Below are 26,304 nucleotides of genomic sequence, written 5' to 3'. Positions count from 1 at the left end.
TATCGCAGCTGTGCCGTCAGATCAGGTTTCCGGCACAGTGTGTTCCTTGAGATAATCAATCCACTTATTGTAGTATTCACCCTTGAAGTGCAGACCATCGGTGGTAAACTCTGCCGGCAGGCCACCGGTTTCATCCTTGATCGCCGAAGCGACATCCACATAGTAAACCTGCTCTTCCCCAGCCATTGCCATCAGCTTTTCATTGCATTCATCAATCTCGGCATTGGTGAGGTTGTAGCCATAGTTGGCCTCAAACTTCTGCTCATTGATGGGCATGAAGGACTGCACATAGATAATGCTGTCCGGATGGGTTTCCTTGAGGTGCTGTACCAGATCACGGTAGAGTTCCACAGTCTTGTCCGCACCCAGTCCCTTCAGACCGTTGATACCCAGCATCACATAGATCTTGGCAGGCTGCTGGGCGTCTGCGGCTTCCAGAATGGTCTGCTTGCTGTCCTCGGTGCCGATGACCTCCTGGGTATAGATATTCTCCAGGCCGACACCCACTGCCGCCAGCACGGTGGTATCCGGCAGGATATTGTAGAGCTGGATACCGGTGGTGAGCGAGTCGCCGATAAAGACAGCGTCATTGAAGTAGGCGCTGGTCACCCGTTCGCTTTCGGGCACCGGCTGACCGAACTGTACAGCCGACGACTCCGGCTCAGACGAGCTCTCCTCCGACGAGGACGGCTCAGAGGCCTCCGAAGAGGATTCACTCTGGGACGAGGAGGGCCGGGAATCGGGATAGAGGTAATCGGGATCATACTTATCCTGCCATTTCTGCCAGACAAAGGCAATGAGCAGGGACAGAATGGTAATTCCCAGCAGAATAATAATCACAGGGATAAAAACATCACCGGAACCGCTGGAACGCCGCACCGGCCGGGATCTTCTCTGATTTGGCATATCAAAAACTCCTTACGGGAAAAAGGAAGAGAAATTTTCGTGCTACCCCCATATTATACACCATATTTTGAGGCATTCAAGCCGCTGGGTGTCAATGTTTATAAAATACTTACAATTACGCAGGGCTTTTTCCGGTTTCTGTCAGAAAAAAAGACCCGCGCAAAGCGGGTCCCATGGGTCAGGAGCGGATTGGCTCGTATGTACAGGAAAAGCGCCGCCAGATAAGCTCCAGAGGCAGAAGAATCAGAAAAATGGGCAGCAGTGCCGCCGCTGTATCCAGGCCAATCCCATCAAATACAGTCAGAAACGCAGTTGTAAAGAAAGCGACCCGGCTGTAAGAGCGGGCGGAATCCGGACGCCCTTTTCTCTCCCGGCCCTGGGTAATTTTCAGCCAGAACCGGGTCCAGGATACCAACGCAAGGGTGACTCACAGAAAGCTGTCAGCACTGGTTTGGCTGACCAGCTTTGCGGGTGAAATACCCGGCAGCAGCCAGAGCTGCGCCGGAATGCCGGTGACATTCCTGCCGTAGAGTGCCTCCTCGATCGAATCGACCGGCGACAGCCAGATCCGGTCCCAAAGAATCCACCAATACAGAGTGATCAGTGCCATTCCGGCTGCAAGCACCAGGCATATCCGAAACATGCGCCGGGCAAATTTCTCAGTATCGGAAATACAGCTCATCGCTCAGTCCTCCTTCGGGCAGCAGGTTTGGCCTGCGGATCGTCCGGCCTAAAACAGGTATAATAGCCTCTTTTACAGCTATTATACCACTTTCCGGCCCGGTTGTCCCGTCATGCCGGACAGGAATCCCGGGTCATGCCTTCCCGAAATGTTTCGCTGAACGGCAAAAAAGACCGGGGCATACATCCGGTCTTTTTTGGCTTCAGGGGTAATCAAAAGGAGTTGGCAGCCGGGAGGGTAAGGCCCGGTCCGCCCATTATGGAAAAATCAGAAGGGGTAAATTTCTGACTGCTGATCCCAGCCGGGTAAAAACCGGAACCAGCCCGTAAAATCAAAAGGGTAAAAAAGAAGTTGTGGAAACTTGTGCGTGTCATCCAAAGGGAGAATTCGTCAGGCCAGGGCGCGTCCCAGGGCGATGCAGGCCTCCTGCGCATCGGCATCGGGGATCTCATTGCAGATCACCGGCTCTGCCAACAGCTGTGCGCCATCGGCACGGCAGTCGGCTTCCCAGGTGCGCATCCATTCCCCGTCGCCCCAGCCATAGGAACCGAACAGGGCGATCTTCTTGCCCCGCAGTCCCGGTCGGCAGGCTGTGAACATGGGCTCGAATTCACTTTCCTCCAGCTGTTCGGCGCCCATGGACGGACATCCGAATGCAATGGCGTCAAATTCGTCCATCTTATCGGCAGAAAAATCCGCCGCCTGGAAAATCAGTGCTTCCGCTCCGGCAGCCCGGGCTCCTTCCAGCACTTTCTGTGCCATGAGTTCGGTGTTGCCGGTGCCGCTCCAATATACAATCGCAGCTTTGCTCATTGTGTAAATCAGCCTCACTTTCGTGTCAGGAGATCATGCCGCCACTGTCAGCCGGGAAAGAGCTCTTCCCTCCCGGTACAGCCGGCAGTAAATGGATCTGCACTTTTCGAACCGGCAGAACTGGCGTCTGGCTTCCCGCTCATCACAGTATACCTTCCAGCAGCCGGTGCATTTGCAGTTCTGACCTCTGTGTTTGATAAAGCCCTTGACATCCCCCAGCGGATAGCCGAGAAACAGACCGATCTCATGCGGGAATTCTCCACCTTTTTCCATGATGCGCCGCGCCAGATGTGCCAGCGCGCCCTCCACAGAAAAATCCCGATAGCCGCAGTCTGCCAGGAACTGCCGGATCTCCGGGTCAGCCAGATCCCGTACCAGCCGTCTGATCCGATAGACATAGATCAGAGCCCGGTCCGGTCCCAGCTGCAGAAGCCGCAGTTCCACTCCCCGGGGAAGAAGCTGCTGCCGGAGCTCTGTCAGCTGAACAATGAGCTCCTCCGCCCGATCATACCGGTAACCAAAGAGATTGGCTGTTTTCAGGTTTGCCAGTGTGGGGGAACAGTGTCCGATCAGATAGTGTTCCAGCATGGTTCTTCCTCCTTCCGCCTGGGGGTCAAGGGTGTTGTTTCAGTTCAGTTAGTTTTAACTAACTTGATAATACTATACCATACCGGTATTCTTTCGTCAACAGGAAAATCACCGGTTTCTGATTGGTATTTCCCGGGGTTTGACTGGGATAAATCCGTCCTTTTCCCTATTTTAACCCTGTGAAACCTGTCTGTTTCCATCAAAATCCCCTATACCGGCTTGTCCGCTTCCAGTTCCTGTATTATAATGTGGGTAACAGAACCCCGCAGAAAAGGAGGAATTCCCATGAAATTAACCCGCCGCCTGTGCGCGCTTCTTCTGGCGGCACTGCTGATGCTCGCTGCTGCCGGCTGCTCATCCGAGCCGTCCTCGACCGCCTCGGACAGCCCATCGGCAAGCAGCTCTTCCCAGCCGGAAGAGTTCCCGTCCGAACCGGAGGAGAGTTCCTCCGAAGCAGAGGAACTGCCCTCTGAAGCCGAGCCCGGCTCTGTACCCGAAACGCCTGCTGATTCCGGCAGCTCGTCCCAGGCAGCCCAGCCGACCCTCACCTTCCAGGGCGAGACTGTTCTGGAAGCCGCTGCGCTGGACTATGACCTCCATTTCACTGCCGACTGCCCGCTCACGCTGCTGGAGCCGGTGATGGACGATCTGACCGAGGCTGCCGAAGCAAACGATGACTCCGGCTCCCGGGCGATCATTCTCTTCACCGACGCCGGGCGGCACTATGTCTGGCTGGGAGAGGGCTCGCCGCTCCACAGTGTATGGGAGAGTGCCTACAACGCCCAGAGTGAGAAGAACCTGCACTGGTATACACACATGACCACCTCAAAGATCACTGAGATCACTATGAGCTGCAATCTGGGAGAGATCACTACCTCTGACCCGGCTCTGATTGCCCAAATCTCGGACTATCTGAAGCATAATCTCACTGCCACACCCTCCAAAGAACCAGAAATAGTGGACTCCATCATCAATCCGAATACTCCCTCCAGTCTTTATGATGTAACGATTCAGTTCGATTCTGGAGTCAAGTATTGGGGACACGGATACGGTGAATATGCAATGACCCCTGATCCTGGCGGCTCGACCTATTATCTTTACAGTTCCGACCTGGGCCAGACCATTGTCTACACACTTTCTGAAGGCTCGGCTGCCAAGCTGCGTCAGTTCATCATTGACCTCTCGCAGAACGCATAATCCCACAGAACGCAAAAAATCCCGGCACATTTCCCGTGCCGGGATTTTTTCTGTCTGGTTGTCTGTCCCGCTATGCTTCCCGGAACAGATAGTGCCGCTGACCCGCGGAGTCGGTCACCGCTTCGGAGGTGACGCCGAACACCCGGTCAATGGCATGGGAATCAAAGACTGCCGCTGCCGTATCGTGGGCAAGGAGAGCTCCCCGCTCCACCAGGCAGATCTCGTCGCAGACCTCCAGCGCCTGTCCGAGATCGTGCATGACGCACAGCACAGTCCTCCCCTGTCCGCCCAGTCCCCGGATCAGCCGCAGCAGTTCAAACTGGTGGTTGATGTCCAGGTAGGTGGTGGGCTCGTCCATGAGGATCACCGGGGTGTCCTGAGCCAGCACCATGGCAAGGTATACCTTCTGCCGCTCACCGCCGGACAGGGCGCTGAGTGCCTTCTGCCGGAGCGCTTCCACCCCGGCCTGTTCCATGGCACGCTGTACCGCCTGCCGGTCCTCGGGACGGGGCTTCCGGGGGAATCCCAGATAGGGGAACCGCCCGTGCATCACCAGTGATTCCACTGTAATAGCCGGAACCTCCCGGCTCTGGGGCAGGACGGCAATCTGTCTTGCCAGCTCCTTGGGGGCATAGTCACCGAGGGGGCGTCCGTCCACCAGCACCTCGCCGCTCATGGGACGGAGCAGCCCCGCCGCTGTTTTGAGCAGCGTGGACTTGCCGCAGCCGTTGCGCCCGAGGATACCGGTGATCTTCCCCGGGGAGAACCGCACCGAGAAATCCCGCAACACTGCCTCGCCGCCATATCCGGCTGTGATGTGACGCAGTTCAATCAAGCGATTTTCTCCCCTTTCGGCTCAGCAGAAGATAGATGAAGAAGGGCCCGCCCAGGAAGGACATGACAATTCCCACCGGCAGCTCAAACGGGGCGAACAGCACCCGGGCGATGATGTCGCAGCCCAGTGTGAACGCTCCGCCCAGCAGCACGCACAGCGGAATCAGATACCGGTTATCCTGTCCCACCAGCATCCGTCCGGCATGGGGAACAATGAGCCCCACAAAGCCGATCAGGCCGGAAAAGCTCACGGCGCTGCCTGCCAGCAGAGCGGCAGTCACCAGAAATACCATGCGGTAGAGTCCGGTGCGCAGCCCCAGGGAGGCGGCAGTTTCCTCTCCCAGCGCCAGGACATTCATGTCATAGCTGAGCACCACCGATACCGCCACGCCAAAGAGGATATATCCGGCGGCAAACCGCACCTGATCCATGGACACGCCGGAGAAACTGCCGATGAGAAAGGCCATGCGGTTCATCTGGGTATCAGGGACAAAGGTGAGGATGGCATCGGTGAAGGCGCTCAGGAAGCTGGACACCGCCACACCTGAGAGCACGATGGTCATCCGGGAAGCGCCGGTTTTCCGGGCGATGCCATAGACGGCAAACACGGCAAACAGCGCTCCCAGGAAGGCCGCTGCGGGCGTATACCGCACCGCGCCCGGGAAAAAGGCCGCCAGAGCGATGGTAAACAGCCCTGAACCGGCATTGACGCCGATGATGCTCGGGCTTGCCAGCGGGTTATTCAGCACGGTCTGGAGCACAGCGCCGGACACTGCCAGCGCCGATCCGGCCAGGATGGCAGCCAGGGTCCGGGGCATCCGCACAAACCAGATGATCCGGCCTGCGGAGGTGGCGGTCTCTCCGGTGGTGAGCGCCTCTGCCAGTTCCCGGAGGGTCACCGGTACTGCTCCCATGCAGATGCTGGCGGCTGCCAGAACCAGGAGCAGCACACCGGACACCAGCAGGATCGCCTCCCGGCGTCCGGCCCGCTCCTTATTCAAAGAGGTCCGGATAGAGAATCCGGGCCAGATATTCATAGCTTTCAGCCCATCTTGCATTGGGCTTGTAGTGGAACAGATCCTTGGGCAGGATCAGATAGCGTCCGTTCTGCACCGCCGACAGACTGCCCCAGGCAGGATTGGATTCAATTCCGGCTTTGAGGGCATCAATGGCCTTCTGGGAGTCGCCCATGGTGGTGACAAAGATATAGTCCGGGTCCTCGGCGATGATGGTCTCCATGCTCAGATCCTCCAGCAGCGACTGGTGTCGGGCTGCAATGTTGTCAGTTCCCAGCTCTTCCAGCATCTGACAGGTCATATTGTCATCTGCCTTGGCCTTGGCTGTGGTGGACAGCGCCCGGATAAACAGCACTGTGGGCTGCTCTTCCGGCTTGGCTGCCTCCACCTTGGCAAGGATCTCATCAATCTGCTTCTGGATATTCAGGCCGTTTTCCTCATAGAGATCCTCCCGTCCGGTGATGTCGGTGCAGATCTTCAGCATGGAAAGATAGTCCTCAAAGGCCTCCACCTTGAAGTAAGCATGGGGGATTCCCGCCTGGGTCAGGGTGTTGTCCAGATTCACATGGCTTTCCACATCGGTGGAAAGAATCACAAAGTCCGGGTCCAGTGCCAGCAGTTCCTCGGTATTCGGCTCCTTGACAGTGCCGATCACCTTGGTGTCCTCGCCGACTTCCATACCCCGCTCGGTCATATAGTCATCGGTGACGCCCACCGGCATACCGCCTGCCAGAGTCCAGGTCTCCGCATAGGAGCCCATCAGCACTGCCACACGCTCGGGCTGTGCTTCCAGCACGACCTCTTTGCCCAGAGCGTCGGTGAAGGTGTAATAGGCCTCAGTCTGTGCGGTCTGGGAGGAGGATTCTGTGCCGTTCTGCGGGGCGGAAGTACAGCCTGCCAGTACAGTACAGGCCATCACACCCGCTGCCAGCAGAGCCAGGATGCGTTTTGTCAGCATTTTGCGCCTCCGATGGTCTCCATCTCCAGAATCTCTTCCTTGCGCTTGAGCAGGTTGTCCGCAATGAGCATCTTCTCTACCTTCTCCACGCCCAGACGGTCCACAGTCTGACCGAAACGCTCGCCGCTCTCACCCTTACTCTTGAAGAGCAGAATGGCCTTTTCTACCACATTCAGTACCTCTTCCCGGGTGAACAGCTTCTGGAGCGGACTGCCCATGCGTACCTTCTTGCCCCAGCGTCCGCCTACATAGACCTTGTAGAGGGTCTCGCCGGTTTCCAGAGCGCCGAAGGGGCACTTGCCGGCACAGCGTCCGCAGTTGTTGCAGATCGTGGGATCAATGCTCACCTTGCCGTCTGCCCGGACAGTGGCTGCCATGGGGCAGGCCTCCTGTACGCCGCACTTGCCGCAGCCACGGCACTTGTCAGCCGAGAGAGAAGGTACCCGCTGACCCACAATACCCAGGTCGTTGAGGTCCGGCTTGACACAGTTGTTGGGACAGCCGCCCACAGCGATCTTGAACTTGTGCGGCAGGGTTACATCGTGATAAGCCACATAGAACCGCTCGTGGATCTCCCGGGCCAGCTCCTGGGTGTCATACAGACCAAAGACACAGGTTGTACCCTTGCAGGATACCACCGGACGCACCTTGGAACCGGTACCGCCGGTAACCATACCCTCCTGGCCCACAAACTCGATGAACGGAGTGATATTCTCATAGGCGATGCCGGGCAGCTCCACGGTCAGACGGGAAGTGAAAGTGATCTTGCCGTTGCCGTACTTTTCCGCTGCTTCGCTCAGGCAGCGCATCTGTGCCGCTGTGAGCACGCCGTTTTCTGTGATGATGCGTCCGGAGAATTCCTCAGTTCCCCGGTTGAGCAGGAAGCCCTGTCCTTTTACACGCTTAATATCCTGTTCCTGAAGTGCCATATTCAATACCCCTTTTTTATCTTTGTTTTTTCCATAACAATGCTATTATACTTCTTGCGGTTCTATTGGTAAAATAGTAATATTGGATTATATCGATAGTATTTTGCCTATATATCGCAAAGGAGCGTTCTGCCATGACCTTCCGCCATCTGAAAATCTTCATTGCCGTTGCCCAGGCCGGCAGCATGAGTGCCGCTGCCCGGGAGCTGTACATTGCCCAGCCCACTGTGAGCCAGGTGATCGCCGAAATCGAAAATGAGTATGGCATCCGGCTGTTTGAGCGGCTTTCCCGACGGCTCTACATCACCCGGGAAGGACGCCAGCTTCTGGATTATGCCCGGCATATCACCGCTTTATTTGAGGAGATGGAACGGGACCTGCACTATGCCTCCCGGAACCGGACCCTCCGGGTGGGCGCCACCATCACCGTGGGCAGCTGCATACTGCCTGCGCTGGTAGCCCGGTTCGAGGCGGAGAACCCATCGGACACCGTGGAAGTGTTGGTGGACAACACCCGGGTTATCGAGGAAAAGATCCTCTCCAGTGAGCTGGACTTCGGCCTGGTGGAAGGCGATGTGACCGAGCCGGATCTTCTCTCCCGCCCGGTGCTCCGGGACGAACTGGTGCTGATCTGTGCCGAGGGGCATCCGTTCTGCAGCCGGACTCGGATCACCATGGCAGACCTGGAAGGCGAGCCCTTTGTGCTGCGGGAACCGGGCAGCGGCACCCGGGAACAGTTCGGAGCGGAACTGGAGCACCGGGGCATCCATGTCCGTGCCAAATGGGTCTGCCACAGTGCCGATTCGATTCTGGAAGCCGTGGCCCGGGGACAGGGGCTTTCGGTGATCTCCCGCCGTCTGGCAGAACAGGCCCTTCCCATAAAAAAACTCCGCATCCTGCCAATCCAGGATGCGGAGCTCTCCCGTACATTCAATCTGGTCTATCACCGGAACAAGTTCCTCTCCGAACCCATTCAGACGTTTTTCCAGCTGCTCTCAGAGGAGGCGGAACGGAACCGGTAACGGCTCACCGGCATCAGCCCTCTGGCATGTGCCGATGGGCAAAGTCAGTCCCGGTGATTCATCTTGTCTTCCATGCTCAGCCGGTACCAGTCCCGCATGATGCGGAAAGTTGCGTCCATCTCTTCCCGGCTGTAATGCTCCAGCAGGAGATCAATTATGGTCTGATACTTTTCACTGTCATAAGCCCGGTGCGCCGCATCCACCGCCTCTCCTTTTTCAGTCAGATACAGCGCATAGCGTTTGGCATCTTTTTCGTCCCGCAGAGCGTAGACCACTCCCCGATGCCGCAGTTTTTTCAGCAGCTGTGATACAGCACTGGTGGTTTTGCCCCATTCACAGGCGATCTCGGTGGCAGTGCATCCCGGATGGTCCTTGATAAAACCGATTGTATGCCCTTCCACAGCCGTATAGGTTTCGCCGTTGTTCAGATAGTCATTCTTCTGGGGATTGGAATTCACAACAGCGGCAATATGCTGCAGAATATCAGAAATCTCATAATTGGTAAGAAAGCGCGCAGAATCTTGCTGTTTCATAAAACTCTCCATCTTCTGTTACGGTCATCCCCATTAAAGCACAGCCTGTTTCCGGTTGTCAAGCTGCCGCCCGGTCTGTCCGGAAGCCATTGTTTCACATAACAGTTGACACACAGGCGGTTTTGTATTATATTAAGTCATATAGTTAAGTAGCTTAACAATTTAAGTACTTATCTATTGCCCGGTCTGTCTGATGGAGCGGCCGGACGGCATACACAGAAAACGATAAGGAGAATCAGTGATTATGGCGGTATATGAACTGTATTTCAGCCCCACCGGGGGAACAAAGAAGGTAACGGATATCCTGACCGATACCTGGGAAAATGAACGAAAGCTGATGGATCTCTCCACTGCTGAACCAGAGGGTTATACATTCCAGCAGGACGACCTGTGCTTCGTGGGAATTCCCGTCTTTGAAGGACGTGTACCCAAGCTGGTGGTTTCCCGGCTGAAAACCCTGGTTTCCAATGGGGCCCAGGCCGTAGCCGTTGCGGTTTACGGCGGACGCGCCGTGGATGATGCCCTTCTGGAACTCACCGATGTGCTGACCGAAACCGGATTCCGCTGCGGCGCAGCCATCGAAGCTGTTGCTGAGCACTCGATCCTGCACATCTATGCCCAGAACCGCCCCGATGCCCAGGATACAGCGGATCTGCACCAGTATGCCGGAAAAATCCAGACATTGTATGAAGCGGGAAAGCTGGCTGACTGCGTTTCGGTTCCCGGAAACCGTCCGTATATCGAAATGGGCGGCATCAAGATCCATCCCGAAGGAAATGAGAACTGTGTCCAGTGCGGAATCTGTGCCGGCGTCTGCCCCACAGGAGCTATCGCCGCACCGGACTTCTCCAGAACAGATGGCAGCAAATGCATCACCTGCATGCGGTGTGTTTCGGTCTGCCCGACCCACGCAAGAGATTTTAATCCCGCACTTGTGAAAGCCACACAGGAAAAAATGGCGCCGCACTTTGCCAGAGAGCGGCATAACAAGCTGTACATCTCCGAAAAGTAATTTCATCCCCAACCAGGTCAACCGGTTCATTCTCTTCGGAGAACCGGCACCCTTTCCCAAAACAGCCAGGGAACTGCCTTCTCGCAGCTCCCTGGCTGTTTTTTTCGCCCGAACCCCATGTCCTGCCTGCACAGTCCATGGCGGTTCTCTCCCAAAGACAGAAAAAATCCCTGTGTCCCATGGATTCGGAACACAGGGATTTTCTTGTATGGCACCGCAGCTATCTGCGGCTTATAGCCAGAACTCAGTTGGGGTCGTAGCAGCCATGCTCAGGAGACTTGGTCTCGCTGAGGATGGACTCATACAGACGCCAGCCGCCCGACAGGTTGTAGCAGTCGAAGCCCATGCCAGCCAGCATGCAGCAGGCTACATAGCTGCGCAGACCGGTGCGGCAGTGGATGTAAACGGGCTTGGACTTATCCAGTTCACCGGCACGGGCACGCAGCTCGTCCACGGGAATATGGATAAAGCCTTCGATATACTGACCGTTCTCCCGCTCCAGATCGGTGCGGACATCCAGCAGGGTCACACTGCCGTCTCTGGGCAGCTTTGCCACATCGTCCCAGAAGAAGTTCTTCACACGGCCAGCCAGGGTGTTCTCGATGACATAGCCCACGAAGTTTACCGGGTCCTTGGCAGAGCCGAAGGGCGGTGCATAGCACAGTTCCAGCTCGGTGAGATCCTTGGCGGTCATACCGGCACGGATGGCAGTTGCCAGTACATCACAGCGCTTGTCCACACCGTCAAAGCCCACGATCTGAGCACCCAGGATCTTGCCGGTGCCCTTCTCATACAGGGTCTTGATGGACATGCCGGTGCTGCCCGGATAGTAGGAAGCATGGCTGTTGGAATAGGTGTAGACCTTGTCATAGTCCAGGCCGGCAGCCTTGGCAGCACGCTCGTTGACACCGGTGGTAGCCACAGTCATGTCGAAGATCTTCAGAACAGCGGAACCCAGGGTATTCTTATAGGTAGTGGGAATGCCGCAGATGTTGTCGGCGGCAATACGGCCCTGCTTGTTGGCGGGACCAGCCAGCGGGATATAAGCCTTTTCGCCGGTGACAAAGTCGGTTACTTCCACAGCGTCGCCTACGGCATAGATATCCGGATCGCTGGTGAGCATGTGCTCGTTGACAACGATTGCGCCGCGCTTGTTGAGTTCCAGACCGGCATCCTTAGCCAGGGCGGTATCCGGACGGACACCCACTGCCATGATAACCATATCGGTTTCGATCTCGCCATCGGACAGGGTGAGCTTGAGCTTGCCGCCCTCTTCCTTGATGGCCTGTACGCCGTTCTTGAGGATCAGGCCCACGCCCTTCTCCTTGAGGTAGCGGTGCACATCGCAGGCCATATCGTAATCCAGCGGAGCGATGACATGGTCAGCCAGCTCCACGATGGTTACAGCCACACCGGCATTCTTGAGGTTCTCAGCCATTTCCACGCCGATATAGCCGCCGCCTACAACCACAGCGCTCTCCGGGAACTCCTCTTCCACATACTCACGGATCTTGATGGTATCGGGAATATTGCGCAGAGTGAATACACGGGCATTGTCTGCGCCTTCCATAGGAGGACGGATGGGAGCAGCACCAGGAGAAAGAATGAGCTTGTCATAGCTTTCGGTGTACTCACCACGGTCCTTGCTGCGGACTGTGACAGTCTTGGCCTTGGGATCAATGGAGGTCACTTCGCTGTTGACCCGGACATCCACATTGAACCGGGCATTGAAGCTCTGGGGAGTCTGGAGGGTCAGAGCCGATTTCTTAGTGATTTCACCACCGATATAATAGGGCAGACCACAGTTGGCAAACGAGATGTACTCGCCGCGCTCAAACATAATGATCTCAGCGGATTCATCCAGACGGCGCAGTCTTGCTGCTGCGGAAGCACCGCCGGCTACACCGCCTACAATTACAACTTTCATGGAAAAGCCTCCTTTTTATTAAAGCCTTTTGTCGATATTATCAGTATAACACACACAGGTTTGCTTTGTAAAACAGGGATTGACAGAAATCCATACTTTTTTCCGGGTTTTGCAGGCAAAGCAGCAGCCGGACCATCCCAGGACGGCCCGGCTGTCTGTTTTTTGTGATTTATGCCCGCTTGTTCATGCCGGAATGCCGGGACGCCGCAGGCTGTGCCGCTGTGCTCTGAGAACGATAGGCACTGTGTACCTGTTCCCGCTCCGTCTTTCCCTGCACCGGAGATCCGGCGGCAGCTTCTGTCCCCTGTTCCGGCTGCTCCGGTTTCCCGGACTGTTCCGGAATTTCCTCCGGCTGCGGGTCCCGGGATTCCTCCGGCGGCTGTACCGGGGTATCCGGCTTTTTCTTTGCTTCCTCCCATTCGGACGGAAGCCGGTCATAGTCCCCGCTGGCGACAAATTCCCGCATGGAATCCGCTGCCGCGTCCACCAGGCGCTTTTCCCGCATGGCAACCTTCAGCTTGGCATGGAGCGGAATGGCAGGATCGTGCTCCACCGTCTGGATGCGGCTCAGCGACTGCCCGATGCGGTTCATCTGCAGGCGGTCCGCTTCCTCCTTGGTCTTGCAGGAACGCAGCGCCCTCTCATAGGCCGCCTGCTCCTGTTCTTCCTGGAGCAGCTCCTGATAGGCCTGGGGATCGTGCTGCCGGAGATAGGCCCGTTCCTCCTCGGTCAGGCTGCCGCCTGCCTCCAGCTTGGCCCGGATGGAGGCCAGGGTCTCGTCCCGGCGGCGAAAGGTCACGCCATCCACTGTGATCTCGTCCTGATGGCTGGCACCGTTCTGCTGGCGCAGGTGCCACATTCCCTGCATTTTCAGCCCGCTGATATAGGAATTCAGGCTGTTGATGGTTGTAAAGTCCATAGCCCCTCCTTTCTCCATGAAAGCCCCTGTAATTTCCAATTTCAGAATACACCACTCGGCGCAGAAATTCAAGGAATATTATGTCTAAAATTTATAATCACATTATTTTATTATGTATTTCTTTTCCTGTGGGATTGCCGGAACTGCATAATTTCTCTGCCGGCAGTTCCGCACTTTTGACAAATTCCATATAAATTCCCCGAAGTTCCCCAGCCCGTCCTGTACATCCACGACCCGATCCGGTATAATAAAAACAGCAGGCATCTGGAAGAAAATGCCGGAAATCCGCTCAATTTACCGCACACAGGCCATCCTTTGACCTCACATCAGTGAACATACAGGTATCAATCGAGGAGGAGTTCAGAAATGGGACAGTTTTTCAGTGACAATGTGGAGAAAGCGCTCCAGTATATCTATTATGAAAACAAGGGCTATGCCCGTCATGGTCAGGAGGGATTCCAGCTGCTGACCGATGCTTCGGCTGCCGGGGACGGCGATGCCACCTGTATTCTGGCACGGTGCCTGTCCGGCCCGCAGTATGTCTGGAAGGGCTTCGGCTTCCCTGAGGAGTCGGATGAAAAGGTGGAAGCCCTCTACCGTCTGGCAGTGGAACAGGGCAGTGCCATCGGAATGCTGGTCGCCATCCGCAGCGGCGTACTGAGCATGGGTCTGGAGCGCAAGGCGCCCATCACCCTGCAGGAAGCCTTTGACCGGGTCCTGAAAAACGCAGCCGGCGGCGATGCCTTCAGCCAGTATGTGATCGGCAACAGCTATTTCTGGTGGGATTTCCTGCGCATCCAGCAGAAGTCCGCTGAGGATTTCCCCTCCCGGGAGGCTTTCAAGGCCTATCTGAAGGAGAATATCACCCAGTGTGAGGACTGGTTCTGGAAGGCATTCCGGGGCGGCATCTATCTGGCAGGCAATAACCTCTACAACTACTATCTCAACGGCGATGAGGACATTGTAGCGCCCCAGCCGGACAAGGCCAAGGACATCTACCAGATCGGCGCCGAGATGGGATACCCGGTTCATCAGATCATCTGCGCTCAGAATGCCGAGCAGGCCGGTCAGATGGAAGAATCCCGGAAATGGTACCGCAGGGCCGCGGAAAACGGCTATCCGAACGCATGGTATCAGGTGGCGGCCTGGTATGAGAAGGGAATCGGCGGCCCGGTCGATATGGCAGAGGCTGTTTACTGCTACAAGCAGTCGGCAGAGAGCAATGAAACCGGCGGTCTCAATGTGCTGGCGGAATACTATTTCTATGGCCTCAACGGATTCCCCAAAGATCCTGCCAGAGCATTCCGTTACTGTCAGAAGGCAATGGACCTTGGCAGCACCTACAACCGGCCCATCATGGCCCGCTGCTATCTGGAGGGCTGGGGCACTCCGGTGGACTATACCGAAGCCTATGTGATGGCTTCCAAGTCCAGCAGCTGGTCGAACGGCACCGAGAGCTGCTATGTACTGGGACGCATCTACTGCGATGGTCTGGGCAAACCCGAGGACATCGGCAAGGGTGTAGAATTCCTGCGCCAGATCAGCGATCATCACCCCGAGGCACAGGAGGAACTGAAAAAGTACAAGAAGGGACTGTTCGGCGGCTGGAAGCGCCGGTAATCCCCTTAAACACAAAATTCCCCGGTCGGTCTGACCGGGGAATTTTCATGAAAAAGGACTGCCATGACCCGGCAGTCCTCTTTTGTTTCAGCACAGAATGATATTCTGTTATTCCGCTGCACCGGCAGGAGTGCCCTGTGCTCCCTGCTCCCATTCATCAAAGCGCTTCATGACCTCATCATAGGTCTGACCGCAGATGGACGGCAGTTCTCCGCCCAGTTCCACACCGGCAGCCTGGAAGCCCTTCTGCACCGCAGTACGGAGGGTATCGATCTTGGATGGGTCACCGCCCGAAAGAGCCTTTGCCATATCCATGATCCGGCCCGCTACGGCATCCACCGAGTATTCACCGCCCTCGGCAATGGACTCCGCCGCCTGACGGCTCTGCTCCGGTGTGACATACAGATCCATGCCGAACAGGGTGAGATTGCTCCGCTGTCCCTGCTTGACCACCATCGACTGGAGCATCTGGATAAAGCTCTCCATGCGCTGGGCCTGTTCGTCCTTCAGCTGCTGCACCTGGGCATCGGTCAGCTTCCTGGAGTAGGTGACCGGCTTCTCCGCACCGGTCTGCACAAAGGTATCCCGGTTCTGAACAGCCGCCTGGTTCTCCGTTGTGGCGCCGGTGGTGTCAGGCTCCTTCTTTTCCGATGCCTTCTCCGAACGCACCGCTGTATTCTGATGTGCAGTATAGCCGATTCTTGTAATATTCATCGTACAGCCTTCCTTTCCGCTTACGCTGATTCCGGGCTGCCATCCGCAGCAGACCATCTGTCCGCGCCGGGCTCTCCCGGCAGACTGCGGCAGCCATTTTCCCGGCTCTGAAACGGGACGCTTCAGAACCTTTTCAATCTATATGTTCGCCCGGCGGGGAGAAAAGAAAAGCTGTAAAGCAATATTTTCCATTTGTTCCATGGATTTCCGACAAGACCGGCAGGGATCACCCGATCTCCCGCAGGATATTTCCCTGGGCATCCCGGATCTGGGTGGGGATCAGCTCCACGGTCAGCGGATAGCTGGTGAGGGGATACTCCCCGGCATGGGGACGCAGAAGCCCGCAGAGCTCCTCCACCGTCTCTCCCGGCATGGACATCGTCAGCACGCCATCCTCTTCCCAGAGTTCCGGCTTGCCGCTCAGGAACTGTACTGCCGCTTCCCCGCCCTGCAGGAACAGGGGACGCCCCTTTCCCAGACGGGCACGCAGCATATTCGCCAGCGTTTCGATGTGACCGGCGCCCAGTGTCAGACGGGCATGACCGTCCTGCAGGCTGACGCCCACCTGTTCCAGATAGAAGAACCCGGTGGAGGAGCCATCCTGCTCCATGCCCTGCTTCCAGACGGCCCGGAATGCGGGGTCATCCATGCGGGAGGCACGGGAGAGATCCACAATGCCCATCGGGCAGGTCTTCTCCAGCTCTGCCAGGAACTTTCCGGTGTTCCAGCACATGACTGCTTCCAGCTCATCGGCGGTAATCCCCACAGCCTGCAGGAAGATCATGTGACCGTTGGGAGTATCCATCTCCCCCAGCTCCGGGTCAATCTGGAACGCAAGGGCTGTGAGACGGGTATCCGATTCCAGAGCAATGGGGCTGTTGCAGTCCAGATGGTGTCCGGGGCCGAACGGATTGCCGCTGGAAAAGACATAGCGGGCCAGATTCTGCAGCAGATTCATGGGCCAGACCGGCGGTTCCTCCTCCCCTTCCCGCTTGAGGCGGAAGGTCAGCTCAAAGCCAAATCCGCTCACCTCCGGGTCCTCGCACTCCTTCTGGTACAGCTCGGTAAAGCCATAGGTCACATAGTGCCAGTGAGGGATTCCCTCTTCGCTCTTCCAGACCTCCACCCCGTCCAGCGGGTCATTCCCGCCCAGGAAGTAGGGAATCACCGTTCCATAGAATCGCCCCTCCTGACCGGGATAGAGCGCATGGAGCTTCTCGGAAATCGCGTCAAATCCGCCCTGTTCCAGTGTGGTTTCGTCCTGTTCCCGTGTGATCTCATCGTTCATCTTGCTGTTCCTCCTTCTGTATGATCCTGTATCTGCGGCTATTGCCGGTTTTCAGCCCGGGCAATCGCCTCAGCGATCTGCTGCCGGGCTGTTTTGATTGCACATGCGTTTATCATGGGACAGCTGTCCGAGCCGGGCAGGCTGACTGCTCCCCTGCCGTCCGGAGCCGTTTCTCCCATGGTTCAGACGAAGGTGTCAGTCCTCATCGCCGGCCTTGAAGTTATAGATGGGGCGGATGATCTTGACTACCTCCGCTGTGGGGCCGATGTTGTCCAGAATATCCTGCATGCCCTTGTAGGCCATGGGGCATTCGTCCAGGGTGGACTTGTTCACCGAGGTGGTGAACACATCCGCCATCTGCTTCTTGAACTCGGATACAGTGAAGGACTGCTTGGCATCGGCCCGGCTCATGAGCCGTCCGGCGCCATGGGGAGCCGAACAGTTCCAGTCCTCATTGCCCTTGCCCACACAGATCAGGCTTCCGTCCCGCATATTGATGGGAATAAGCAGCTGTTCTCCGGCCTTGGCGGACACAGCGCCTTTGCGCAGGATCATGGCATCGGTGTCGATGTAGTTGTGGATGGTGGTGAACTGCTCCTCCACATGGAGCTTCATGCCCCCGACGATCTCGTCCATCATGGCCTGCCGGTTGAGCGCCGCAAACTGCTGGACGATCTTCATATCGTGGATATACTGCTCAAACAGCTCCCCCGATACATACGCCAGTGCCTTGGGAATGCTGGTCTGCTTGATGTTTTTGAGCTTTTTCAGCTCCTTCTGGATCTCCTTCTCCCGGCCCTCTGCCCGCATCCGGGCAATAATCCCGGCAACGGTGGCATCATCGGTTCCATTGAGGACCTTATAGCCCGCCTCCTGATAATAGCGGGCCACTTCCACGCCCAGGTGACGGCTTCCCGAATGGACTACGATATACAGATTTCCCTCGTCGTCCCGGTCCACCTCGATGAAGTGGTTGCCGCCGCCCAGAGTGCCGATGCTCTTTTCGGCCCGGATGAGATCCACCTGCTTTGCGCAGCAGAGCTGGCTCAGATCAATCCGGCTGAAGGAGCGATGCGCCTTGGTACGGATCGAAAAGCCCGAAGGGATCTTTTCATAGATCAGCTTATCCAGCTTCTGCAGTTCCAGATGGGTTTCCCGGATGCGCACTGTTTCCATGCCGCAGCCGATATCCACTCCCACCAGATTGGGCACCACCTTATCGGTGATGGTCATGGTGGTTCCGATGGTGCAGCCCGCTCCGGCATGGATGTCCGGCATCATGCGGATGCGGCTGCCTGCTGTAAATTCCTGATTGCACAGTTCCTGTACCTGTGCGATGGAGGCGCTGTCCACCACATCGGTGAAGATCTTCGCCCCATTGTATTTTCCTTGAATCTCAATCATATTGTACCTCTTTGCTGGTTTCGCAGGGCAAAGCCCTGTCGGGTCATCGCATGCCATGGGACTGGATTGTCCCACACATGCCTGAACAACAGTAACAGAGTGGAAAACGCGGTTCGGAGCCCGGCACCGCCGCGGGAGGGATTCTTCGTTCCACAGCCGACCCTGTCCCTGTGCTGCATGCTGTTCTCCCCGGATGCCTCCGGTCCGGGCTGCTTTTCGGGTACACGGTCCCGTACAGCCTCCAATGGGGCCCGGACTGAGACAGACCCCATTCCCTTCTATCATAAAGCAAAACTGTGCATACCGCAATCCAAAGTACAGAACTTTCCACAGAAAAACTCCTTGTTTTTCCCTACAAGCCGTGCTATACTGAGGTCATTCAAGCCACAAAGGAGAGAGTTTCCGGTGCAAAAACGCAGTCATAAGCTCCTGGCTTCCGCCCTGCTTGCCAATGTACAGGGATTTCAGTCCAGACGCTATGAGCTTGCATTCCTGCTGGGTTCCTTCCAGCCGGACTGTAACCCCCTTACCTATCTGAAAGGGTCCATCCGTGCCCGACTGCTGGGCGGACACAACTTTACCAATTCCCGTCCCTATGTTCTGACCCGGCTGCAGCGGCTGGAACAGAAAGACCGCTGGAATCTGTGGAACTACTATACGCTGGGCAAACTGACCCACTATGTGGCAGATGCCTTCACATTCCCGCACAACGAACACTGGCCGGACAGTCTGGCTTCCCATCATGTCTATGAAACCCAGCTGCGCATCTATCTGGCGGAGCATCTGCGGGAGTATGCCTTCCCGGACTGTTCTGCGGAGCAGCTGGATCTGATCCCGGCACTGGAAGCCCTGCACCGGCAGTATCTGGAGAGCCGGAATTCCGACCTCAGCCGGGATACCCGCTTCATTGTTGAAGCCACGGGCCTGCTCATGCGCTGCTGCCCGGTGGGATAACCCTCTTTCCCGGAGCCATGGGTTCCGGACATTTTTCCAAAAACGCAAAAGCCCGTACTGTCACAAAAGACAGCACGGGCTTTTTTCATGGGCTGACATACCGGGTTGAACCGGCTCACCCCTCCAGTTCCAGATCAAAGCCGCAGCTTTCCCCGGTGACTTCAATGGAGGCCACCCGGCTCTGTTTTGCGATGGTCCCGGCATTCACCCAGTAAGTCCCCGCCGGGACCTGGGTCAGGTACAGCACACCGGACGCATCGGTAAAACCGGTGTAGGAATCCAGGGAGAGTCCTCCGTAGACATCAAAGTTCTTCTGGTCTGCGTTCTGAAGCTCCACAAACATATTGGCGGCTGGCTCCCCGTTCCGGGTCAGTCGCAGGCACACCCTGCCCTCGGTTTCCGCGTAGCCGGCATAGAGGTTGGGCTGGTCGATCTGCAGCTTAAAGGCCGGGACTGTGTTCTCCCATGTGAGGGTGACCCACTGGGTGGAATCGGTCTGGGTTCCGTCTGATGCCCGCTGGGTCACCCGGACTTCCAGCTTCCGGGGCAGACCTTCCACCACCTGAGCCCCTGACCCATCCAAAGCAATCAGGCCGGCCCGGGCCGTCCCTGTCCCATCAATCCGCACCGCAAAGTATTCACTGGGGCTGTAATCGGTTCCATTTTCGGCATTCTGCCGGGCATTCCAGCGGTACTCCTCCTCGGTGGTAAAGCCCAGACGGGCATTCTGCACCGGACTGCCGTTGGAATCCACCACCTCAAAGCGAATGATCCCCTCCGGGTACCGGCTCTGATATTCTGCAGCGGTATGCTCCGGGTCGTGGAATTCCAGCCGGTATTCCGGCTCCTCAGAACCGATTCCCACATCCGGCGCAACCTTGCCGGTTTCGCTTTCCGCCGTCCGGGCTGGCTCTTCCGGTACCGGTGCTTGGGCCTCCGGGGACTGGGGCTCTGAAAATGCAGAACCAAACAGCAAACAGATTGCCAGGAAAACTGCGGTGCTCATGGTCGAATTCCCTCTTTCCGTTCCGATGTTCCGGCCTCTGCCGGGAAATTTCTGTCAGTTTCAGTTTAATGCTTTCACTGCGAAAAAGCAACCGTTCGGGCTCTGCTGTCCGGGCAGAACTTCCGAATAAAACGAAAAGGGGCGGACAGCTGTCCGCCCCCTTCTGATGATTCTGACCGGGAAACTCAGTTGTTTTCGCCGTTGAGGAAGTCCCAGGCCACCTGGCAGTGCAGAGCTACGCCGGTGGGGAAGCTGTCCTCGTCAAAGACTACATAGTCGCTGTGGTTGGGATATTCTCCGCCGGCACCCAGACGGGCAAAGGCAGCCTTTGCCAGGACCGTGTACTCGGAGAAGTCCTCGCCGCCCATGCCGGGCTGAGCCTGCAGAACCTGAGCCGGGTCGCTGACAACCTTACCGGCAGCCTTGCGCACCAGATCGATGGCATCGGGGTCATTGACCAGCACTTCGGTGAGCATATCATATTCCACCTCTGCCTCACAGCGGTAGGCAGCGGCGGTGTTCTTGGCAACACGCTCCACAATGCCGGGCAGCTGATGATGCAGATCCACATCGTAGCTGCGGATGGTGCCTTCCAGCACAGCCTCACCGGACACGATGTTGAAGCGGCTGCCCGAATGCAGGCTGCCCACTGTTACAACCAGCTGGGTAGCAGCTGCAACTTCCCGGCTGACAATGGGCTGCAGGTTCATGACCAGAGCCGCAGCCGCAACAGTGGCGTCAATACCGGCTTCCGGACGGGCGCCATGGCTGGCCTTGCCGGTCACCTTGATGGTGAAGCGGTCAGCGGCAGCCGCACTGGCGCCTGCCATCATGGCAACGCTGCCCACATCCATCTGGGAACCGATATGGATGCCGAAGATGAAGTCCACGCCGTCCAGACCGTGCTGCTGGATTACAGCCTTGGCGCCTCTGCCGATCTCCTCCGCAGGCTGGAACAGCAGCTTGACGGTACCGCACAGCTGATCCTTGACCTGCATCAGCACCTTGGCAGCGCCCACCAGCATGGCGGCATGGGTATCATGTCCGCAGGCATGCATGAATCCGTCATTCTTGGAGGCAAAGGGAAGCCCGGTCTTTTCCGTGATGCTCAGCGCGTCAATATCCGCACGCAGCGCAATGGTCTTGCCCGGCTTGCCGCCCTTGATCTCCGCAATCAGTCCGGTCGGCTCGAACCGGCGATAGGGAATCCCCAGTTTGTCCATTTCCTTGGCGATCTGCTCTGTGGTGCGGAACTCCTGGAAGCTCGCCTCCGGATGCTCGTGAAGATCCCGGCGAAATGCCACTACTTCCGGCTGTACAGCCTCTGCCATTGCTCTAAAATCCATATCAAACCCTCCCTGGTCTTGTTGGCTGCGGAAAACAGGTATCTGCTGTTTCCTTGTAAAAATATTGCATTTATTGTAGCACGGTAAAGTGAGAAAGTCAACGGAAAATATTCGCTGGATGCGATGTTTTCTTCTGTCTTCCTGTCCGGCGGCATACAGAAAGAGCCGCCTTCCGGCAGCTCTTCCTGCAGATTTCCGTCTATGGCGCTTCACGCCTCACAAAGCAGATGATCCAGTTCGGCCCGGTATCCACGCTGCCAGACCTCGAAGATCAGATAGGACAGCACCCCGAACAGAACACTGGGCCAATAGGAAGCTGTCCCGGATATGCCCAGCTCCAGCAGCAAAAATACCGGGGAAACCATCGCAAAAGTCCGGAGCTGATCCAGCCCATCCTGGCGCTGGACCCGGAGATCCTCGATCCCCTCGCCCATATCTTCCGGCGGAGCGGTGCTCAGTTCCTGGATCTTATCCTGCCAGGTCCAGACCAAGCCAAACTGGGTTTTGGGCTGCAGGAAGGTGAGGACAAACCCCATCAGGAGCATGCCTCCCACCTCTGCTTTGGAGCCGGAGGAAAACACACCGTTTATATAGAGCACCAGTGCCAGTGCCGCAAACAGCTCCATCAGAATCAGCGCCTTCATCGGGCCGAGCTTCCGGCGCAGAACCATCAGCCCATTCTGAAGATTCTCTCTCATAGTGCTCCCTCCTGTCGTCCGGCATCCTTACCGCCGCCTGCCCGGGTTTATGAGAATACCCCGGACAGCGTGCTGAATGCCTCTTTCTCCACCAGATACCAAGCGGAGTCATGCTTCATCAGTCCGGCTCCATCCTGTGTCTGGCTGCTGAATATATAGGAATCGCCTTCCCCGAAGCTCACTTCGATGGTTTCGCCTCCCGTATCCGGGGTGAACTCGCCCTCCAGCGGACGGGCATCCGCAATCCAGCCCCGGATCTGCTCCTGGAGCGCTGTATCCCAGACCACCCGCTCGCTGGCACGGTACAGGCTGGACTTTTTCAGCACAATCTGTTCTGTGCCCGAGGTCTGCGCCGCATCTGCCCCTTCCGGTACAGCCGGCAGCGCAGGAATCACTGCGTCCGCCCATGTGCTCAGTCCGGCGCCGCCCTGGTACAGAACCCCGTCCTTGGCAATGTAATCCGCATCGCTTTCCCGGTAGAGCTGGTAGCGGTGTTCACCGCCGTCCATGCTGTACACCAGCAGGATCTCCACCGGCTGGGCATCGCTGGGAATGGCCTGATCACTGGGAACCACGCTCTGCAGCTCTGCCGCAAATTCCGCCGCCTTCTGCCCGTCGGAGACGACAACCATTTCGGCCGCAATGGCATTCCGGGCCGTTACATTGACCTGCACCGGTTCAGCTTCCGCCGATGTGACAGGCCGGATGCTCACCGTCCGGGGCTGACTGGAAACAGGCTCCTCCGGCTCAGCCGTTTCCTCCGGCTGGGAATCTTCGGAGGGCTGCTCCACGCTATCTGAAGAGGACTCCATCGTCTGGGAGCTCTCCTCCTGGGAGCCGGACACCTCCTCCCCGTTCTGGGAACAGGCGGTCATCATCAGCAGGCAGCTGACGCACAGAATCCCTGCAATCCATCGTTTCATTGGATCTTCCTCTCCTCACTGATATAAGGCTGCGATATGTTAACCCGCAATATTCTGGATGGGCATCCCGCTGGTTTCATCGATCTCCAGAATATGCCGCTCACTCTCCCCGCCGATCTGCACAATCAGCCAGTTGCTGTTCAGCGTAACACTCCACAACCGGCTGCCGCTCTGGTCGAATGCCGCCACATTGGTGGCTCCGCCTGTGGCAGGATTTCCCAGCTCCGCCATCACGGCAGGAGAAAGCCCCTCCAGTGTATCGAGGACAGTATTGACCTCCTCTTCGGTCAGATCCCGCTCGGTATTCATTGTGGAAACCAGTACCCGGGCAATGGAATCCCGGTCCGCGATGGCCTGATTCCAGGCTTCCAGGTCCGCCTCGGTTCCCAGCACTTCGGTGCCGGTTCCAAAGATGCTGCCGTCATTCATCACAACGGCCCCGGTGATCCCCTCTGCCGCCGGTTCGCTGGCGGACGGTGCCTGCGAAGCGGCATCGGGCACACTGGAGGACGGCAGATCCCCGGCAGAGGCGGCATCGCCCTCCGAAGATCCATCCTCAGAGGCGGGCTCTTCCGTCTCGGACGAGGACTCCGGCTCCTCCGCCTGACTGGACTGGGAGGAGTTCTGTGGATTCTCCTCTTCGGTCTGTGAACTGCATCCTGTGAATGCGGCGCTGAACACCAGAACGGAAACCAGCACCAATGCCATAATTCTCTTATTCATACAAATCTTCCTCCCATTTATCTGTGTCCATGGATTCCAAATAGGTCTTTATATATTTCATACACTAAATCGATAAAAACTACAACCGGGAAGCCTCAATTCCACCCTGGGAATCTCAGGTAAATCCGTCCCATTTTATGGGAATTTTCCACAATATTTTCGCTCCGGACCTATAAAAATGACCTGCCGCATGTGTAAAAACTCACATACAGCAGGCCGCAAATCTATTGACTTCTACAAAATTCAGGCTTTATGCAAATTCCTCCCGCCGCCGGGCCCGGAAGCCGCAAAACAGCCTGCAGCCCGGCATTCCGCCTGTATTCCCGGGATCACTCCCCTGGCTCCTCCGGCGCAAGGATCTCGAGCTCCAGAACTGTATCCAGGGCGATCCGGCTGCCGTCCTCCAGCACCAGACAGCGGGCATAGGTATCGATCTGCCGGAGCCGTCCCTGTGCCACCTCATACCGTCCGCCCTCCTTCTGGCTGTCGGCCCGAAACCAGGTGACGGCAACCTCCGGATGCTCTGCCAGGCGCTCGGTCAGCAGGCTTTGCTTCTGATCCAGCAGGGCTTTGGCGTCCTCGCTCAGCTCGATCTGCCGGTCGGTCAGGCGGGCGGTTTCGGAGATGGCTGCTCCATGCCCGGTGAGCGCCGCAAAGGGAGAGAACTGCGCCGCCCGGTCTGCCATGGACATCCGCGGATGCCTGGATGAAGTGTGGTGCGGCAGATGGATCATATCATCGTATTTTCCGTTCACTGCTGATGCCCTCCGATCTGCTGGTTCCGCTCTTTGGCGGTGGCGCCCTCCTCCAGATTCATGGCCTTCAGGATGGCATTCTTCCCATATTTCTTCTTGATGCCCAGCATGGCCTCCTGGAGTTTTTTCTCCCGGGCGTGGGCAGCGTCCTGTTCAGCCCGCTGCCTCTCCTGGGCCGCATAGTCGGTGAACAGATCCAGCTGTTCCGGCTGCTGACGCTGCCGGGCTGTGACTTCGTCCACCAGATGGTTGGCGCTGATGCTCAGCCGCCGGACCAGCAGAGCCGGGTCCATGATCCGGTCATAGAGCGCACTCACCGCCTCCATCAGATCATGGGCCGAGGAGGAATACTGTCCCAGATTGGCAGTGCCATGGGCATGCTTGGGAATCCTGCGTCCGTAGTGGTCGGTGGTCACCGGGCCGGTATAGTGCTTCCGGCGCTCCGGATCGGTGAGGTTTTCAATGTCATACCCCACGGTGAGCACCAGCTGATCGGTGAGCAGCCCCTTGTCCACCAGATCCAGCGCCAGGGAATCTGCCATCTCCCGTACCACCAGCCGGGCCTGCTCAAAGGTGTAGGGATTCTGCAGCACCTGCCCCGAAACCACACTCTTGTTTTCCGGCTTATAGGCTTTGACATCCGCTATGGTACAGGGCTCCCAGCCCCAGGCATGGTCGATGAGCAGCTCCGCATTGACGCCGAACAGCTTATAGAGCAGTTCCTCATTATAATAGTCTCCGGCTCCGCCCAGCGAGCACCGGGCAATATCCCCCATGGTAAAAAGCCCATGGGCTTCCAGCTTGGAGGCATAGCCCCGTCCCACCCGCCAGAAATCGGTCAAAGGACGGTGGTCCCAGAGCAGACGGCGATAGCTCATTTCATCCAGCTCGGCAATCCGCACCCCGTATTCATCTGCCGGGACATGCTTGGCTTCGATGTCCATGGCGATCTTGGCGAGATAGAGATTGGTTCCGATCCCCGCTGCCGCAGTGATGCCGGTGGTTTTGAGAATATCCAGAATGATGGTCCGGGCCAGCTGCCGCCCGGTCATTTGAAAGGCTTCCAGATAACTGGTGGCGTCAATGAACACCTCATCAATGGAATAGACATGGATGTCCTCCGGAGCCGCGTATTTGAGATAGACCTGATAGATCCGGGTGCTCCACTCGATGTAGTGGGCCATCCGGGGCGGTGCGACAATGTAATCCAGCGCCAGTTCCGGAGACTGCCGGAGATCCGGGTCATGCCAGGAGGAACCGGTGAGCTGGTGTCCGGGAGCCTGCCATTTCCGCTGGGTATTCACTTCCCGGACCTTCTCCACCACCTCAAACAGCCGGGCCCGCCCTGAGATGCCATAGGCTTTCAGGGATGGCGAAACTGCCAGACAGATGGTCTTTTCTGTCCGGCGCTGGTCTGCCACCACCAGATTGGTCGTCATGGGGTCGAGTCCCCGCTCCACACACTCCACCGAGGCATAGAAGCTCTTGAGATCACAGCAGATATAGCACTTTTCCATTATGCCCCGGCCTCCTTTCA

General features: G+C 57.2%; 26 protein-coding genes. 5 read left to right on the top strand and 21 right to left on the bottom strand.

Features of this window, described 5'->3' with window-relative positions:
• Positions 1–21: 21 nt before the first annotated feature.
• From H9X81_RS06395 to H9X81_RS06380, 4 genes are all read right to left on the bottom strand, one after another.
• A complete protein-coding gene (locus H9X81_RS06395; RefSeq protein ID WP_177503628.1) occupies positions 22–906 on the bottom strand; it encodes a GDSL-type esterase/lipase family protein in 885 nt (294 codons plus the stop codon).
• Positions 907–1,333: 427 nt separating this feature from the next.
• On the bottom strand, positions 1,334–1,588 hold the full coding sequence (locus H9X81_RS06390; RefSeq protein WP_204720685.1) for a hypothetical protein: 255 nt from the start codon (positions 1,586–1,588) through the stop codon (positions 1,334–1,336).
• A gap of 390 nt (positions 1,589–1,978) precedes the next feature.
• Positions 1,979–2,401, bottom strand: a complete 423-nt coding sequence (locus tag H9X81_RS06385) for a flavodoxin (protein WP_204720683.1) — start codon at positions 2,399–2,401, stop codon at positions 1,979–1,981.
• 33 nt (positions 2,402–2,434) lie between these two features.
• Positions 2,435–2,989 carry a DUF3793 family protein gene (locus H9X81_RS06380; protein WP_177503622.1) on the bottom strand — a complete coding sequence of 185 codons (555 nt, stop codon included), beginning with the start codon at positions 2,987–2,989 and terminating at the stop codon, positions 2,435–2,437.
• A gap of 285 nt (positions 2,990–3,274) precedes the next feature.
• Here H9X81_RS06380 and H9X81_RS06375 point away from each other — a divergent pair, with 285 nt between their 5' ends.
• Complete coding sequence (locus H9X81_RS06375; RefSeq protein ID WP_204720681.1) at positions 3,275–4,186, top strand: hypothetical protein; 912 nt, start codon at positions 3,275–3,277, stop codon at positions 4,184–4,186.
• A 70-nt stretch (positions 4,187–4,256) separates the two neighbouring features.
• On the opposite strand, the gene H9X81_RS06370 is transcribed toward H9X81_RS06375, so the two are convergent.
• The 4 genes from H9X81_RS06370 to H9X81_RS06355 are packed head-to-tail and all read right to left on the bottom strand — an operon-like array spanning position 4,257 to position 7,923.
• The gene (locus H9X81_RS06370; RefSeq protein WP_204720679.1) at positions 4,257–5,021 is read right to left on the bottom strand and encodes an ABC transporter ATP-binding protein; all 765 of its coding nucleotides are present in this window, start codon (positions 5,019–5,021) and stop codon (positions 4,257–4,259) included.
• Complete coding sequence (locus H9X81_RS06365; protein WP_243424048.1) at positions 5,014–6,021, bottom strand: FecCD family ABC transporter permease; 1,008 nt, start codon at positions 6,019–6,021, stop codon at positions 5,014–5,016. Before H9X81_RS06365 ends, H9X81_RS06370 begins: the two co-directional genes overlap by 8 nt.
• Positions 6,014–6,994 carry an ABC transporter substrate-binding protein gene (locus H9X81_RS06360; protein ID WP_204720675.1) on the bottom strand — a complete coding sequence of 327 codons (981 nt, stop codon included), beginning with the start codon at positions 6,992–6,994 and terminating at the stop codon, positions 6,014–6,016. The genes H9X81_RS06365 and H9X81_RS06360 overlap by 8 nt, the downstream gene beginning before the upstream one ends.
• Positions 6,988–7,923, bottom strand: coding sequence for a 4Fe-4S binding protein (locus H9X81_RS06355; protein ID WP_191392778.1), 936 nt, complete (start codon positions 7,921–7,923; stop codon positions 6,988–6,990). Before H9X81_RS06355 ends, H9X81_RS06360 begins: the two co-directional genes overlap by 7 nt.
• Positions 7,924–8,057: 134 nt before the next feature.
• Between H9X81_RS06355 and H9X81_RS06350 the strand changes: the two genes are divergently transcribed.
• Entirely contained in the window at positions 8,058–8,945 is an 888-nt protein-coding gene (locus tag H9X81_RS06350) for a LysR family transcriptional regulator (RefSeq protein ID WP_204720673.1), read from the top strand.
• Positions 8,946–8,989: 44 nt separating this feature from the next.
• Here H9X81_RS06350 and H9X81_RS06345 read toward each other — a convergent pair whose 3' ends face one another.
• Positions 8,990–9,478: a MarR family winged helix-turn-helix transcriptional regulator gene (locus H9X81_RS06345; protein ID WP_204720671.1), complete on the bottom strand. Its 489-nt coding sequence runs from the start codon at positions 9,476–9,478 to the stop codon at positions 8,990–8,992.
• A 244-nt stretch (positions 9,479–9,722) separates the two neighbouring features.
• Here H9X81_RS06345 and H9X81_RS06340 point away from each other — a divergent pair, with 244 nt between their 5' ends.
• Positions 9,723–10,490, top strand: a complete 768-nt coding sequence (locus H9X81_RS06340; RefSeq protein ID WP_204720669.1) for an EFR1 family ferrodoxin — start codon at positions 9,723–9,725, stop codon at positions 10,488–10,490.
• 244 nt (positions 10,491–10,734) lie between these two features.
• Here the strand turns inward: H9X81_RS06340 and H9X81_RS06335 are convergent, their stop codons facing one another.
• Both H9X81_RS06335 and H9X81_RS06330 read right to left on the bottom strand, forming a co-directional pair.
• Positions 10,735–12,417, bottom strand: a complete 1,683-nt coding sequence (locus H9X81_RS06335) for an FAD-dependent oxidoreductase (RefSeq protein WP_204720667.1) — start codon at positions 12,415–12,417, stop codon at positions 10,735–10,737.
• Between the two features lie 169 nt (positions 12,418–12,586).
• Positions 12,587–13,336 (bottom strand): hypothetical protein, encoded by a 750-nt coding sequence (locus H9X81_RS06330; protein WP_204720665.1) that lies wholly within the window; start codon positions 13,334–13,336, stop codon positions 12,587–12,589.
• Between the two features lie 366 nt (positions 13,337–13,702).
• Between H9X81_RS06330 and H9X81_RS06325 the strand changes: the two genes are divergently transcribed.
• Positions 13,703–14,956, top strand: a complete 1,254-nt coding sequence (locus tag H9X81_RS06325; protein ID WP_204720663.1) for a tetratricopeptide repeat protein — start codon at positions 13,703–13,705, stop codon at positions 14,954–14,956.
• A gap of 108 nt (positions 14,957–15,064) precedes the next feature.
• On the opposite strand, the gene H9X81_RS06320 is transcribed toward H9X81_RS06325, so the two are convergent.
• From H9X81_RS06320 to H9X81_RS06310, 3 genes are all read right to left on the bottom strand, one after another.
• Entirely contained in the window at positions 15,065–15,670 is a 606-nt protein-coding gene (locus H9X81_RS06320; RefSeq protein WP_204720661.1) for a hypothetical protein, read from the bottom strand.
• Between the two features lie 226 nt (positions 15,671–15,896).
• Positions 15,897–16,958 carry a suppressor of fused domain protein gene (locus tag H9X81_RS06315; RefSeq protein ID WP_204720659.1) on the bottom strand — a complete coding sequence of 354 codons (1,062 nt, stop codon included), beginning with the start codon at positions 16,956–16,958 and terminating at the stop codon, positions 15,897–15,899.
• A 195-nt stretch (positions 16,959–17,153) separates the two neighbouring features.
• Complete coding sequence (locus H9X81_RS06310; protein WP_204720657.1) at positions 17,154–18,362, bottom strand: RtcB family protein; 1,209 nt, start codon at positions 18,360–18,362, stop codon at positions 17,154–17,156.
• 405 nt (positions 18,363–18,767) lie between these two features.
• Here H9X81_RS06310 and H9X81_RS06305 point away from each other — a divergent pair, with 405 nt between their 5' ends.
• Entirely contained in the window at positions 18,768–19,316 is a 549-nt protein-coding gene (locus H9X81_RS06305) for a zinc dependent phospholipase C family protein (RefSeq protein WP_204720655.1), read from the top strand.
• Between the two features lie 115 nt (positions 19,317–19,431).
• Here the strand turns inward: H9X81_RS06305 and H9X81_RS06300 are convergent, their stop codons facing one another.
• The 7 genes from H9X81_RS06300 to H9X81_RS06270 form a co-directional block, all read right to left on the bottom strand.
• On the bottom strand, positions 19,432–20,322 hold the full coding sequence (locus H9X81_RS06300) for a hypothetical protein (RefSeq protein ID WP_204720653.1): 891 nt from the start codon (positions 20,320–20,322) through the stop codon (positions 19,432–19,434).
• Between the two features lie 185 nt (positions 20,323–20,507).
• Entirely contained in the window at positions 20,508–21,668 is a 1,161-nt protein-coding gene (locus H9X81_RS06295; protein ID WP_191392790.1) for a M20 metallopeptidase family protein, read from the bottom strand.
• Positions 21,669–21,877: 209 nt separating this feature from the next.
• A complete protein-coding gene (locus tag H9X81_RS06290; RefSeq protein ID WP_204720651.1) occupies positions 21,878–22,366 on the bottom strand; it encodes a hypothetical protein in 489 nt (162 codons plus the stop codon).
• 47 nt (positions 22,367–22,413) lie between these two features.
• Complete coding sequence (locus tag H9X81_RS06285) at positions 22,414–23,289, bottom strand: hypothetical protein (RefSeq protein ID WP_204720650.1); 876 nt, start codon at positions 23,287–23,289, stop codon at positions 22,414–22,416.
• A gap of 39 nt (positions 23,290–23,328) precedes the next feature.
• Complete coding sequence (locus H9X81_RS06280; protein WP_204720648.1) at positions 23,329–24,012, bottom strand: hypothetical protein; 684 nt, start codon at positions 24,010–24,012, stop codon at positions 23,329–23,331.
• A 329-nt stretch (positions 24,013–24,341) separates the two neighbouring features.
• Positions 24,342–24,767 (bottom strand): hypothetical protein, encoded by a 426-nt coding sequence (locus H9X81_RS06275; protein ID WP_204720646.1) that lies wholly within the window; start codon positions 24,765–24,767, stop codon positions 24,342–24,344.
• Positions 24,764–26,287, bottom strand: a complete 1,524-nt coding sequence (locus H9X81_RS06270; protein WP_430673031.1) for a DNA methylase — start codon at positions 26,285–26,287, stop codon at positions 24,764–24,766. Before H9X81_RS06270 ends, H9X81_RS06275 begins: the two co-directional genes overlap by 4 nt.
• Between the last annotated feature and the right edge of the window lie 17 nt (positions 26,288–26,304).

Source organism: Hydrogenoanaerobacterium saccharovorans, from assembly GCF_016901815.1.
Taxonomy (GTDB): Bacteria; Bacillota; Clostridia; order Oscillospirales; family Ruminococcaceae; genus Avimicrobium; species Avimicrobium caecorum.
Note: the sequence above shows the minus strand (reverse complement) of the source record. Positions and strands in the feature narration are given on the sequence as shown.